The following is a 14,114-nucleotide window of genomic DNA, read 5'->3' as shown; positions in this document are numbered from 1 at the left end:
AATAAAAGGACGTACCATGAAAGTACGTCCTTTCCCTTATTCTGCTTCCTGCAGATAATAGCCGATGCCTCGCTCGGAGATCAGCTCGGCCTTCGAGCCGACCGCACGCAGCTTGCGGCGCACAAGTGTCAGATAAACCTCGATGTTATTGTAGGTCGCGTCCCTGCCTGCTCCCCAGACCTTCTGGTGCAGCATTTCACGCGGCAGCACCTGTCCCGGTTCCCGCAGGAACATCTCTACAAGCTGCAGCTCCTTGCCGGACAGACGGACTTCGCCGTCATTGCTCGACAGCACACAGCGGCCGCGGTCGAGCGTCAGGTCGCCGGCGGTCAGGATTTCACTCTGCATCATTCTCGGCCGACGTGCCAGTGCATTGACATGCGCCAAAATCTCATCGCTCTGGCACGGACGCATGAGTACATTGTCCGCACCCGCATTCAGAATACGGATACGCGCCCGCGCGGTCGTGTGACCTGCCATGACGAGCAACGGTGTCATATCACCGCTTTCGCGCAGAGAGTACACCGCGTCGACGGTCTTCTCATCCAGCTTAGTGGCATTGTACACGATTACATCATATATATTCTCCGAAATATCAAGCGTGTCGCTCTCCGGCTGCTGATCATACAGAATATGTTCATGCTTGAAGGTGGCGAACAGGCGCTCGTCCTGCTCTGCATTGATTAACAAAATACGCATGAGAACATCTCCTCCTATCGGTGTAACCATTGTGCCGAACTTGTGTGGATTTTTTGTGTATAGCTTATGGATAAATTGTTAAATTGATTCTTTTTCATCAAGCTGCCGTCAAGCGATACGGCAACCCATTTTCAACATTCACGGAATATAAAAGGGAGAAAACAATGTTTTCTCCCCTTTTCGCAATTTACAGAACAATAAGCTGCTTGGACGCATCGGTCAGATCAATGCAGCCGTCCTCAATGACGTACAGCATATCCTCAATACGCACGCCAAACTTGCCCGGCAGATAAATACCCGGCTCTGCGGTGACGATACTGCCTGCCGGCAGCGGCGCTTCTCCGCGCGGAGAAGCAACCGGAGCCTCGTGGATCTCCAGTCCTACACCATGGCCGAAGCCGTGGCCGAAGGCATCACCGTAGCCTGCCGCCTCGATAATCTTACGGCCTGCCGCGTCAACGTCCCGACCGGTCACACCGGCCTTGCAGGCAGCAATGCCTGCAAGCTGTGCGTTCAGCACCGTATCGTACACGGTCTGCATCTCGTCGGTGACATGACCGACCGCGACCGTGCGCGTCATATCCGAGCAGTAGCCGTCATAGATGCAGCCGAAGTCCATCGTCACGAAATCGCCCGTTTGAATGGTCTTTTCACCCGGTACACCATGCGGCTTGGAGCTGTTCGCGCCCGAAACGACGATCGGGTCAAACGACATGTTCTCCGCACCGTAGTGCAGCATGAGGTAGGTCAGCCGTGCCGCGATCTCCTTCTCGGTCACGCCGACCTTGATGTCGTTCAGCACCTCCTCAAGCGCCTGCTCGGCGATTCGCTGTGCCGCGACGATCTTCTCAACCTCGTCCTCTTCCTTGCACATGCGCAGCTGCTCCACACCGTCCTCGAGACGGACGGCTGTCGCGTGCAGCGCCGTGCCCCAGGACATGAACTCCGCATAAGTGAGCGTTTTGTCCTCGAGAGCGACCTTTTTCGCGCCGTCCTCGTCAAGCAGCTCATTGATAAGCGCAGAATAGCTCTGCCCCGCCTTGATCTCGCGCACCTCAAAATCCTTGATGGCCGCATGTGCCGCTTCGACATAGCGGAAATCTGTGAAGAATACCGCCTGTTTAGCCGACAGGTACACCGCGCCTGCCGTCGAGTGAAAGCCCGTGGCGTAGCGGCGGCTGATCTCGCTGGTCAGCACCAGCGCGTCATACGGCTGCTCGAGCAGCATGGCACGCAGTTCGTTTCTTTTCATGGTAATCGCCTCTTAAATATTAGCCGATGATGGATTTTACCGCATCCACGGCGAGCAGATAGCTGTGCTTGCCGAAGCCTGCAATGACGCCCGCGCACACCGGTCCGATGACCGACTTGTGGCGGAATTCCTCGCGCGCATGCACGTTGGACATATGTACCTCCACGCAGGGCAGGCGTACAGCCGCAATCGCATCGCGGATGGCGTAGCTGTAGTGCGTGTACGCACCGGCGTTCATGATGATCGCATCGCAGTCCTCACGAGCCGCGTGAATGCGGTCGATCAGCGCGCCCTCGGAGTTGGACTGAAACACCGCGCATTCCATCCCCAGCCGTTCGCACTTCTGTACAACCTCCGCGTTGATGGATGCCAGCGTGTTCGAACCATAAATGCCCGGCTCGCGCTGACCGGTCAGGTTCAGGTTGGGACCGTGGATCAGTAATACCTTTTTCATACGTTTATACCCCTTTGCATAGTTCTACAAAGCGTCTCCGTAGGGCAAATGTCCTACTTTTTACTTTTCTGCCTGAGCCATAAAGCACTGCTTCATGGCAAGTGCGTCCTCCGCCTGCGTTCCGGCGGATTCGCAGATAAACGTCGGTGTGTAGCCGCGCGCAGCGGTTTCCTCAGCGACCGGCGTGAAATCCGGACCATATACCGTATCCGTGAACGTCAAATGGCGCACCTCGCCCTTATCGTTATACTCGATATGAGAGAAGTGGGCGTGCAGCTTGGCGGTACGCTCGTGACCGATGGTATTTTCCATCAGGTCGAACAGCGCTCTCACTTCCTCGCGGGTGTTCATGTGCCCGCCCGTACGGCAGTTGAGATGACCGAAGTCGATGCACGGCAGCAGGCGGTCATCGGCAGCCACCAGCTCGCAAACCTCCTCGGCAGTGCCGAGCACGCTCTTTTTGCCCATGGTTTCCAGGCAGACCGCGCAGCCGGTCAGGTGAGCCTCATCCAGCGCACGCAGGATGTTTTTTACGTTTTCGTGCGAGTTGCGCATAGCGCGGTCACGGGTCAGCTTGCCCTGACCGCCGCAGTGCACGACCATGCGCGTTGCGCCAAGCGGTACGGCCAGCCGCGCGGTCTCCAGCACATAGCCGACGTTTTTCTCCATGCGCTCGCTCTCCTCGGACGAGAGATTGATGAAATACGGCGCATGAATGCTCATCTGAATGCTGTGCTGCTCGGCTGCCGCACCGATTTTGAGTGCGGTCTCCTCGCCGCAGCGCACGCCGCGTCCGCACTGATACTCAAACGCGGTCAGTCCCATCTGTTCGAGCCATGCAGGCGCATCCTCGCTTTTCTTGAAGCCTGCGGCGGCAAACGACTCCGAGTTGCCCGCAGGACCGAATTTCGGCTCAGCCATGATGTGCTCTCGCCTCCATTCTGCGCCGTCCGCGCGCGATAAAACCGCGCTCAAGCTGATAGCGCACATTGATCCAGAAGAACCGACGGTCGAGCGTTTCGACATAGCAGGTCAGCGCGCCTGCGCGGTTGCCGCCGAACACGTCGGTGAAAATCTGGTCGCCGATGACGGCAATCTCGCGCATGGACAGGCCAAGCCGGTTTGCCGCCTTGCGGAAGCCGCGGGAAAACGGCTTTCCGGCATGGCTGATATAGCCTACACCGAGCGGCTCGCAGAACTTCCCTACCCGCTCGGGATGGTTGTTGGAGAACACCAGCACAGCAATGCCGGCATCCTTCAGCCGATCGACAAAGAGGTGCAGCGTATCGGGCGGCAAAGCAGCCTTGTGGGACGCCATTGTGCCGTCCAGATCGACCAGCACGCCGCGTACGCCGTGGGCAGTCAGCACCTCCGGCGTAATATCGTAAATCGAATCAAATACATAATCGGGAATCAGTTTGCTCATTCATACACTCCTGTTAATACCCGTATTCTAATTTAGCGTAATGCTACATATAGTGTAATGGAATTTATTCAAAAAGTCCAGAAAAGAAGCTGTTGCAAAACTACAGTTTTGCCGACAGGAGGAACGGACCGCGGGCCGTTCCAACGTATTTCTATCATCAAGGAGTTGACGATTATGGTCTACACGAAAAATCTTATTCTGGTATGCACCGGACGCGACACAACGAAAGCCGCTTCGCTCGGCATGCCGGTTTTGCAGCTTTGCCTTGGTATTTCACCGTCCGGAGCGCTGCAGCGGCTCAAGGTGTCCGCGGTGCAGCGGCACTGCCTGCTCGGCGTGACCGACCCGCCGCAGGCGATCAACTTCTGCAGCGCAGAGCGCATTGCCTCCGATCTGGTTTTCGAAGCGCGGCGTACGGAAGCGCCCGGCGTGTTCGCGGATTTTGAACACGACACGCCGCTGAACCGCCGTCTGCTGGCCGCATTCGACGAAGCACTGTACGATGCGGATATTCCGCTGTATGTGCCGCTCGAGTGCGGACGCACGCTGTCGCACGCGATACTCACGGTCTCCACCGCGATTTCGGGCGGCAGTCTGACCGAATACATTTCCTCCCTGCAGGGCATTTACGGCGCGGCGCGGATTGCCGCATTTCTGCAGCCGGTTTCGCAGGATTTCACCCTGCCGTCACCCACGCCGAACGGCGTTTCGCTCAGTGCCGCAGCAAGAGCCGCGCTGCTCGCGCAGACCGGTGCACAGCCGTTCTTTTCGCGCGAGCTGTGCGCGAAATACTTCACCTACATGAATGCAGACGGACAGGCACACTTTGTCCTGTACGACGATGACTCCACGCTGGCGGCCAAGCTGGCACAGCTGGCAGGCTGCGGCGTGCAGAATGTGTTCGCGCTGTTTCCGGATGCGGCAGGGCTGCTGAAGCCGCAGGCGTAAGGCAACACTGCACAATTAAGACTGCGGCGCTTTGCGGAAATTTTGTGCCCTGACTTTATAGCGGTCCCTTGCGCAGGCTCCGGTCGCGCTGCCGCTGATTCTACGGTAATACATCAAGTATTACCGCAAAACCGCGCCTCGTCAGTGCACAAAATCCACTCGCAAATCGCTCTTGTTTAATCATGCAGTATTGCCTTAATCCGTCGTAATATGCGCGGTCGTGGCGCGTACCAGCTTGATGAGATCCGCCGGTGCACATTCGATCTGGAAACCGATCTTTCCCGCAGAGACCATCACGGTCGGGACATTGTTCACGCTCTCATCAAACACGGTCGGGAACGCCTTCTTCATGCCCACCGGCGAGCAGCCGCCGCGTACATATCCTGTAAGGCCCAACAGTTCCTTGACATGCACCATCTCGACCGACTTTTCACCTGCCGCCTTGGCTGCTTTTTTCAGGTCAAGCTCCTTTGCGACCGGAATAACGAATACATGAAAGCCGCCCGATTTGCCTCGTGCAACCAGCGTCTTGAATACCTGATCGGGGTTCTGGCCGAGCAGTTCCGCAACCGAAACACCGTCTACGGCGTCCTTGCCGTGCGGATATTCGTGCGGCTTATAGGCGATCTTGTGCTGCTCGAGCACACGCATTACATTTGTTTTATCCGAAGCCATATTGTTCGCTCCTATCTGCAATTTATACAAATATTATAGACTTCACTTGTGCGATATGCAAGGGAATATCGGAATTGAAAATTGAGAATGAAGAATGGAAAATTATCGCGGCGGTTGAATCAATACGTCGTTTGTAAATTCATTTGCACTCGTATACCCGCAGGGGCGAACAGTGTTTGCCCAAGTCATCGTTAAATGGGTGCGGGAGCACACTGTGCTCCCCTACGGGGTAGACTGTACAGACATTGGACAACTGCGGTACCCATTTTACCCGCCATTCATTCTCCATCCTCCATTATCCATTCTCAATTCAAAAAGGGAACCGAAATCGGTTCCCTTTTTGCTTACTGCTGCGGATTTTTCTTATGGAAGTTAAACTTGGGCAGCTTGATTTTCTTAAACAGGCCAGAAAGGCGGGAAGCGACGCTGTCGGTCAGCGAATAGTAAACCGGGGTGATAAACAGCGTTGCGATGGTGGAGATAACCATACCGGTCATCATAACAACACCCATCGGCTTCATCATTTCGGAGCCTTCGCCGCTCGAGCATACCATCGGCACAAGGCCGAGGATAGTGGTCATAGCGGTCATCAGCACCGGACGGACACGGCGCGGACATGCGTTCAGGATAGCCGTATTCTTATCCTCACCGCGCTGACGGCGCTGCAGGGTATAGTCGATCAGCACGATAGACGAGTTGACGACTGTACCGGCCAGAATGATAACACCGAGCAGTGCGACCATGGAAACATGATTTCCGGTCGGCCACAGCATGATCATCGAGCCAAGCAGACCGATCGGCAGGATCAGCATGATTGCAATCGGCAGCGAGAACGAGTTGAACTGCGTTGCCAGAATGAAATATACCAGCAGGATTGCCACCGCAAGGGCCAGCATCAGCGTACCGGTGGTTTCCGCGATCTGCGAAGCAGCGGTATCGCCTTCGCCGACCTCTACGCCGTCCGGCAGCTCGTACTTGGCAACAATGTCGTCAACGGCTGTCTTAATGGCATTGCTGTCACCGGATTCGCTTTCACCGGTGATGGTAACGGTCTCCTTCTGGTTCTTGCGCACGATGGACTGCGGGCTGAGCTCAGTGTAGACATCCGCCACCATGGACAGCGGTACGGTGCCGCCGGTCATGGTCGGAATCTGCATGGAGCGCAGTGCGTCCAAACTGGTTGCTACATCCTCGTCGCCGGCAACGGTAACGTCGTATTCCTCACCGTTCATGCGGAGCGTGGTCGCGGTCGAGCCGGTCAGCTCACCACGAACCAGACCGCCGATAGCAGTCGCACTCAGACCGAAGCGAGACGCATTCTCGCGGTTGATCTTAACGGCAACACGCGGGGTCTGTTCGCCTGCCGAGGATTCAACATTGATGGCATCCGGCAGGGCGCTGATCTGGTTTGCCAGATCGTCTGCCGTCTCAGCCAGCTGGTCGTAGTCATCGCCGGTCAGCTCAACGCTGATGTCCGAATCCGTGGACATCGACATGGTGCTGCTGGTCGAAACCGTCAGTTCACAACCTGCAATATCCTGCAGGTCATGGCGCAGCTGCTTGGCGATATCCGCTGACGAGCGGTCACGCTGATCGAGATCTACCAGCGAAATTGTAACGCTTGCGCCCGAGGACGAGGACATAATCGAGGTCGAAGAACCGGTCGAGTAGTAGATCTGCTCCAGCTCCGGGATGGTATCAACTGCGATGGCCGCAATGCGGTCCTCGATGGTGGCAGTGTCCTCCATAGTCGAACCGTTCGGCATGGAAACCGCAACACTCACCTGACCCTCATCCATCTCCGGGATGAGCTCCATGCCCGCCTGGCTGACGCTGAGCACGCTGACAATACAGATGACAACGGTCAGCGCGACGCCTGCCCAGCGGTGGGTGATCAGGAAATTCAGCGAACTGCGGTATACACGCGAGAGCGGCTTTTCGGTGATCGGCGTTGCGCCCGAGCCCTGCGGCTTGACACTCTTCTGCTTGGTGCTGCCGAGCAGGAAGTAGCACAGCAGCGGCACGAGCGTGATGGAAATGATCAGCGAGCTGAGCAGCAGCGCTACGATGGTGATGCAGAATTCCTTGAACATCATGCCGGCCATGCCGCCGGAAAGTGCGATCGGCAGGAATACGGCGACCGTGGTCAGCGTGGAGGCGATAACTGCACCGATGACCTCGCCGGTGCCCTTGGTGCAGGCATCCATACGGTCGTAGCCGTCCGCTCGATAGGTGAATATGTTCTCCAGAACAACGATGGAGTTATCCACGATCATACCTACGCCGAGCGTGATACCGCCGAGCGACATCATGTTCAGCGTAATGCCCAGCACGTTCATAATCAGGAACGTAAACAGGATACAGCACGGCATTGCAATCGTAACGGCCAGCGTTGCACCGAGGTCGCGCAGGAAAAGGAACAGCACGATCGCGGCGAACAGCACGCCCATCCAGATGTTCTGAATAGCGTTATCAACCGTCATATTGATATAGTCGGACTGATCCATAACGATATTCCACTGCAGGGAATCGTTGCTCTTAAGCAGGGAGTCAAACTCAGCCTTGGCCAGCTCGGCAATCTGCGCCGTATTGGAGCCGGACTGCTTGTTGACCGACAGGATGATACATTCCTCGCCGTCAACCTTGGAGATGGCGTCCTGATCCTTCGGCTGCATGGAAACATCCGCAATCTGGCTCAGACGGACCGTGCCGCCTGCCGGAAGCGAGATCAGAGCGTTCTTAACATCATCAATGGACGAATACTCACCGTCCGTGCGGACAGCCAGCGTCTGCGAACCGTTATCCAGATCGCCGCCCGGAATGGCGATGTTGTCCGCGCCGAGCTGCTGACCGATGGACGAAATGGTCAGGTTGTAGCCCTTCAGGCGGGAGGCGTCCGTGTGGACTGCGATCTCCTGCTCGTAGCCGCCCGAAATATCAACAGACGCTACGCCGTCCAGACGCTCGAGCGCCGGCTGAATCTCGTCCTCCGCAATAGACTGCAGAGAGGCCAGGTCGTTGCCGCGCAGCGCGACCTGTACGACCGGCATGGAGTCAATATCAATCGACATAACGGTCGGGTCGGATGCGTCATCCGGCAGCTGGCTCTTTACCTGTGCAACCTTGTCGCGCAGGTCGGTCATTGCCTGATCCATATCCGTATGATTCGTAAACTGGATAACCAGCATAGCCATATTCTCGGACGAGGTGGACTGAAGCGTATCCAGACCGGACAGACCTGCTACCGCACCCTCGAGCTTTTTGGTTACCTGCTGCTCGATATCCTCCGGGCCGGCACCCGGATAAGTAGCGTAAACAACCGCTGCCGGAACCTCCATGGACGGCATGAGCGCCAGCGGCAGGTTCTGGAAGCTGTAAAAACCAAACACAACGACCAGTATGTACAGCAGGATGGTCATTACATGGTGTTTGATAAAGGTTTGTGCGAATTTCATGCGCGCTTAGCCCTCCCCGCCGTCTGCGGCGTCCGAGGTGACGACATGCACGGCTGCACCGTCCGACAGATAGGACTGACCCTTGGTAACAACCCGGTCGCCTGCCTTGAGGCCGGAAACGATCTCGGTCGAATCCTTGGTAACCAGTCCGGTGGTGACGGTAACGCGGGTTGCGGCAGTGCCGTCCGCATTTACGGTGAACACATACTGCTCGTTGTTGTTGCCGGTCAGGATGGACTCGGTCGGCACGGAAATCGTGCTTGCGCGGCGGTCGGTATAGAAGGTGACGGTAGCAAACGCGCCGATCGGCGGCTTGGTGCCGGACGGCAGAGCAACCGATACGTCATACAGGTTGGTCTGCACATTGGCAGCCGCCGGCAGCGTGCTGACCGTGCCGTTCATCGGCTCCTTGGAGACAGCGGAAACCGTGACGCTTGCGGTATCGCCGACCTTGATGCCGGTGAATACGTCCTCAGCGACCGAAACCTGCACCTCAACCGCGCTGTTCTCGGCGATAACGACACCCGGCTGCGCAGACGACGCCATGCCGCCGCACACGACGTTCACCGCCGTGACCGTACCCGAGCAGGGCGCGGTTACCGTGCCAAGGCTTGCCTGCTTATTGATCTGGTCCATGGACGCCTGAATCTGCGCCAGAGACGCGGACTGCTGGGCCTCAGCCTGCGCGACACCGGCCTGCGCCTGCGTCAGTGCCTGCTTTGCCTTGGTCAGATCCTGCTCGGCAGCCGCACCCGCTTCGAGCAGCGCCTCGGTGTTGCTGACGGCAAGCTCCGCCTGCTCCACACCGATCTTCGCGGATTCGATCGCGCGGTCGGTCGCGGTCTTGGTAGCGCTGTAGGATTGCTGCAGCGAGCTCATCGTCGAAGTAACCGTCGAGGTATCCACCGTAAACAGGGTCTGACCCTTGGAAACCGTGTCGCCTTCGCTGACATTCAGCGTCTGCACCTGACCCGCCAGCAGTGGGAACACCTGCACCTCATTGACGGCGGCAATCTTGCCGTTGAGCGTGTACTCCGAGCTCATCGCACCCGAGGTAACATCGGTTACCTCAACCGCAGTGCTGTTTGAACTTTCCTCCTCGGTTTCCTCTTCCTTGCCGCAGCCTGCGCACAGTACCATCGCACCGGCCAGCAGCGCCGCAAGGATTCGTTTGCTATTGTTCATCGGGGTCCTCCAATTCATTATACATATCTGCTATATTCGCAAAAACGGTCAGCTTATCAAGTTGTTGCCGTAATTACACCGCGTTTTGCCCACTGATAGGTGTTGTAGGCGGTCAGCAGATCAATACGCGCTGCAACCTCGGTCTCCTGTGCGGTGGTGAAGGTGTCAAGCGCATCCGTGTACGCCATCTTGGAGATCATGCCGCGCGTGTACTGCACCTGGCTTACCGAAAACGTCTTTTTTGCCTGTGCGAGATCGGCGTCCGCCGCAGCAAGCGCGGTCTGCTTCTCCTGCAGGTCGGTATACAGCTTGCGGAAGGAAGCGGTCGTGCTCTCCTTCTGTGCATCGCGGTCGATCTTGGCTGCCTGATAAGCATACAGCGTGTTGGTCTTATTGTTCTCGTAATCGTCGGACGCGGTCTGCATTGCGTACTCCTTGGAGTAGATCGCGTAGCTGTTCTTGAGCGCCTCGGCAAGATCCTTGTTATAATCAATGGAGGTGACCTGCTCGGCGGTTACGACCGGAAGATCGCTCGTTTCGATCTGTGTACCGGTGGTATAGCCGCACTGGATAGCGAGCGTGTTGGTCAACGCCTCTACCTGCGTGGTCAGCGATGCCTTGCTGGCAACGGCGCTCTCACGCTGTGCCTGCAGGCTCTTGAGCGTATTTACACCGGTCATGCCCAGCTTTACCTGCTTCTGCACAGTCACAATGTTGCGGTCAAGCTGCTGAATGCTGCGGTTTGTCTGGTTGAGCGTATACTTCATGCCGCGCAGAGAAATGTACGTGTTTTCCGCACTCAGGCAGATTTCATCGGCTGCATTCTGCATCTGACGGCGGGTGTGATCAACCGTTTTCTCCTGATCCTCCTCTGCGTCGTCCTCGTCATCGTCGAGGTTCCTGTACGAAGCCTCAGCGGCTGCCAGATTGCGCTGCAGGATGGAAATCTGGCTCTCAAGCGTCTTGCGCAGACCGGCGTTCGCCTCGTCGGTTCCCAGTTCCTTCAGCGTTTTCTGCAGTTCCTTGATCTGCTTCTGGTAGGACGAAATCTGCTCGGAAAGCTGGAAATAGCTTTCGATGTACTGGTCACTTACATCGGTCTTTTCCGCGCTGAGCACGGTGTTGTTGTTCGCCTTGATGGTGACGTTGTTCTGGCGGACGATCTCCTCCAGCTTGTCAAACGTCAGCTTGACCGGCGCCGTCGGCTGGGTCTGGGTGGTGCCGGTGGTGTTCGTCGCGGTCTTGGTATCGGCGGCAAACGCCGGTACGACCATGCCGCACAGCAGAGCGGCAGAAAGGCCGGCTGCAATGGTTCGTTTCATATTGTTTTCTCCCTTCTGTTATGCGGCTGCGGTGGTGATAAGTACGCCTTCCTTGGCCCATTCGTACTGGTTATATGCGGTATACAGCGACAGATACGCGCTTTCCACATTCAGCTTTGCGGTCGTTACGGCATCCTGCGCCTGCTGATACGCCAGCTTGGAAATGATGCCCTTCCTGTACTTCACGGTCGCGGTTTTCAGGTCAAGCTCCGCCTGTGCCTGTGCGGTTCGCTTGGCTGCCAGAGTCGTCCGGCAGTCCTTGACAGTCTTGTAGGTGCTGTCGAATGCAGCCACTACCGACTCCCTGGCCGCCGCCAGTGCGTCCTCAGCGGACTTGACCGCCTCGGCGGTACCGCTGATGTTCTTGTCGTACGAGTTGTACGCGCTGCGCACAGCGTCCTGCTTCTGCCAGATGAGGAAGCTGTTCTTCTGCGCCTGCTCCAAATCCTTATTATAGGACATCTTATCCAGATTGCCCTCGTACAGCGTTTCAAAGTCGGCCGGCATCACGATGGTGTTCGCGTCCAGACCACACATGAGCGCAACGCTCGAACCGAGGTTTTCGCGGGTGGTCTCCAGCGTGTCGATGGACTGCGCCAGCTTGTCGCGCTGATTCTGCACCGTGTCAAGCTGCAGCTGACCAATCATGCCGAGTTTTCTCTGCGTTTTCAGCACGGCCAGATTGCGGTCCAGCTGTTTCAGCGTTACCTGCAGGTTTTCCTTGGTGTAGCCCAGATTTTTAATGGTAATCAGCATGGTCTGTGCACCGAGCGCCAGCTGACCGGAGACGTTCTTCGCCTGCTTGCGCAGCGTGTACGCCGCGTCATCCAACTGGGACAGCATGGCCATCGCCTGCTGCATGCCGCTGACCGCGTTCTGGTTCAGGCTGGTCTGGTAATCCTCTAATACCTTTAACTGTGCCGCATAGGTCTTATAAAGATCACTGGTCTTATCCAGTCCATCCATGGCCTTTTTCATATTCTCAATCAGCGCAGCGTAGATTTCCATCTCGCTCTCGCCGGTCGCACCGGACGCCGAACCCGACATATACGAACTGCTGTCCAGCGAAGCTGCCGTTTTGTTCAGCATTTTCACCGTGTTATTGTCGCTCTCTACGGTGCGCTTGACGCCCAGCAAACCCATTTTCTTGACAGTATAAGCCGCCGGTTTGCTCTGCGTGGTGCTCATCCCGGTCTGCGATGCCGCCGGTTGCCCGGTGCTTACCGCACCTGCAGGCCATACAAATCCGGCGCACAACACCAGAGACAGCAGTGTGCGCTTCCAGTTTGCTTTCATATAGGCTCCTTTCTCACAACAATTCCCTTGTGATAATGCTGGTGTGAATGTATTCGATGCTCTGCCGCGGCGACTCTCCGGTACGCAGTGTATGCGCCAGCACTTCGATCGCGCGCGTCGTCTGCGCCGAAAAATCCTGATCGACGATGAAATCCAGCCGTCCGTCCTCCAAATACTGGCGCGCATGCGGCGTCAGGTCATGACAGACAACATGAATGCGCCGATTGGGCTTTGCGCGCTCAAGCGCGTCCATACAGCCGCGCACGGACTCGTTTGCCATATAAATACCGCGCAGACGCGGGTTCTGCCGCACCTGCTGCAGTACGCCGTCGTAGGTCAGCTCATACTGCTCGACGCTCTCGATGACGTTGACGTTTACATTATCGTCAAAAATCTCGTGCAGACGGTCAAGGAAGCCGCGCACACGCAGTCCGTGCGCCGTGAATTCACGGTTGCCGGTAACGACGAGCACATCCTGTCCCTCAACGTACGGTGCAAGCAGTCCGGCGGCAATCCGGCCGGATTTGACCATGTTCTGTCCGATATGATACAGGCGGCGGCTCTGCCGCACATCCGAGTCGCAGGTAACGACCGGAATACCGATTGCGACCAGCCGGTCGATCTCCTCACTCATCGCTACCGTGTCCGGCGCGGTGACAATAAGACCGTCAATACCGCGCTCCTCCATGCGTCCGATGGCCTCGAAATACGCACGGTGCGAGCGGTTTTTCAGCTCCTCCACCAGCACATTTACATCATTTAATCCGCGGTTGTGTACAGCCACGCGAATGCCCTCGCGCATCCGGCGGATGAAAAACGCATCCCAGCTCGGCAGAATCACGCCGATGCGGAACGCGCCGTGTCCCGCACGGGCGGCCTGCCGCTGCGACGGCGTTTTGTAGCCGTATTCGCTGATTATTTTCTGCACGCGCTCCCGCACCTCCGGCGCTACATTCGGTCGGCCGTTTACAACTCGGTCCACTGTTCCACGCGATACGCCGCACTGCTCTGCGATCCACTGTGCAGTTACCTTCATAAGATATTCTCCTTTTCAGGCATCCATGTATCCTCTTTTATCCCTAAAAGACACATTTTTGCCACAATACGTTCATATTTTATCATAGTGCAGTAAAGCGCACAAGCGTTTCACCGCATTTTAGACACCAACGTGCAATGTGTTGCATTTTTCCTGTGCATTTTCTATTTTAGCACAATGCACGGATATTTTGCACGATTTTTTTGCGCTCTGCTTTGCTATTTTTCACCAAACATAAGCCCCAAAATTGGGCGGTGCGCTGAAAAATACGCTGCACCCTTGAAGCACACCCGCAAGTGGTTTATAATAGAATCACCTTATATAAAAGGAGAGAATTCCAATGGGCATTTTGAAAATTGGCGTTGT

12 protein-coding genes are annotated in these 14,114 nt (G+C 56.6%); 1 reads left to right on the top strand and 11 read right to left on the bottom strand.

The features are described 5' to 3' along the window. Positions 1–36 precede the first annotated feature (36 nt). The 5 genes from DW724_RS12005 to DW724_RS11985 form a co-directional block, all read right to left on the bottom strand. Positions 37–699 (bottom strand): response regulator transcription factor, encoded by a 663-nt coding sequence (locus DW724_RS12005; protein ID WP_158580321.1) that lies wholly within the window; start codon positions 697–699, stop codon positions 37–39. 187 nt (positions 700–886) lie between these two features. Next, positions 887–1,951, bottom strand: a complete 1,065-nt coding sequence (locus tag DW724_RS12000; RefSeq protein ID WP_118761641.1) for an aminopeptidase P family protein — start codon at positions 1,949–1,951, stop codon at positions 887–889. Between the two features lie 19 nt (positions 1,952–1,970). Beyond that, on the bottom strand, positions 1,971–2,405 hold the full coding sequence (gene aroQ, locus DW724_RS11995; RefSeq protein ID WP_110435870.1) for a type II 3-dehydroquinate dehydratase: 435 nt from the start codon (positions 2,403–2,405) through the stop codon (positions 1,971–1,973). Positions 2,406–2,465: 60 nt separating this feature from the next. Further along, entirely contained in the window at positions 2,466–3,326 is an 861-nt protein-coding gene (locus tag DW724_RS11990) for a TIM barrel protein (protein WP_118761640.1), read from the bottom strand. Beyond that, positions 3,319–3,831 (bottom strand): YqeG family HAD IIIA-type phosphatase, encoded by a 513-nt coding sequence (locus DW724_RS11985; RefSeq protein WP_118286169.1) that lies wholly within the window; start codon positions 3,829–3,831, stop codon positions 3,319–3,321. Before DW724_RS11985 ends, DW724_RS11990 begins: the two co-directional genes overlap by 8 nt. A gap of 174 nt (positions 3,832–4,005) precedes the next feature. Here DW724_RS11985 and DW724_RS11980 point away from each other — a divergent pair, with 174 nt between their 5' ends. Next, positions 4,006–4,779: a hypothetical protein gene (locus DW724_RS11980; RefSeq protein WP_118761639.1), complete on the top strand. Its 774-nt coding sequence runs from the start codon at positions 4,006–4,008 to the stop codon at positions 4,777–4,779. Between the two features lie 195 nt (positions 4,780–4,974). Here DW724_RS11980 and ybaK read toward each other — a convergent pair whose 3' ends face one another. The 6 genes from ybaK to DW724_RS11950 all read right to left on the bottom strand — a co-directional run bounded on the left by ybaK (position 4,975) and on the right by DW724_RS11950 (position 13,748). Continuing rightward, on the bottom strand, positions 4,975–5,454 hold the full coding sequence (gene ybaK, locus DW724_RS11975; protein ID WP_118361371.1) for a Cys-tRNA(Pro) deacylase: 480 nt from the start codon (positions 5,452–5,454) through the stop codon (positions 4,975–4,977). A 344-nt stretch (positions 5,455–5,798) separates the two neighbouring features. After that, the gene (locus DW724_RS11970; protein WP_118761638.1) at positions 5,799–8,909 is read right to left on the bottom strand and encodes an efflux RND transporter permease subunit; all 3,111 of its coding nucleotides are present in this window, start codon (positions 8,907–8,909) and stop codon (positions 5,799–5,801) included. 6 nt (positions 8,910–8,915) lie between these two features. Beyond that, positions 8,916–10,094 carry an efflux RND transporter periplasmic adaptor subunit gene (locus tag DW724_RS11965; protein WP_158580319.1) on the bottom strand — a complete coding sequence of 393 codons (1,179 nt, stop codon included), beginning with the start codon at positions 10,092–10,094 and terminating at the stop codon, positions 8,916–8,918. Positions 10,095–10,150: 56 nt separating this feature from the next. After that, positions 10,151–11,416 carry a TolC family protein gene (locus tag DW724_RS11960; RefSeq protein WP_118761636.1) on the bottom strand — a complete coding sequence of 422 codons (1,266 nt, stop codon included), beginning with the start codon at positions 11,414–11,416 and terminating at the stop codon, positions 10,151–10,153. A gap of 18 nt (positions 11,417–11,434) precedes the next feature. Further along, on the bottom strand, positions 11,435–12,712 hold the full coding sequence (locus DW724_RS11955; protein ID WP_158580317.1) for a TolC family protein: 1,278 nt from the start codon (positions 12,710–12,712) through the stop codon (positions 11,435–11,437). Positions 12,713–12,725: 13 nt separating this feature from the next. Continuing rightward, a complete protein-coding gene (locus DW724_RS11950; protein WP_110435861.1) occupies positions 12,726–13,748 on the bottom strand; it encodes a LacI family DNA-binding transcriptional regulator in 1,023 nt (340 codons plus the stop codon). Between the last annotated feature and the right edge of the window lie 366 nt (positions 13,749–14,114).

Origin of the sequence: Butyricicoccus sp. AM27-36 (genome assembly GCF_003480945.1) — a bacterium.
GTDB lineage: Bacteria > Bacillota > Clostridia > Oscillospirales > Butyricicoccaceae > Agathobaculum > Agathobaculum butyriciproducens.
Note: the sequence above shows the minus strand (reverse complement) of the source record. Positions and strands in the feature narration are given on the sequence as shown.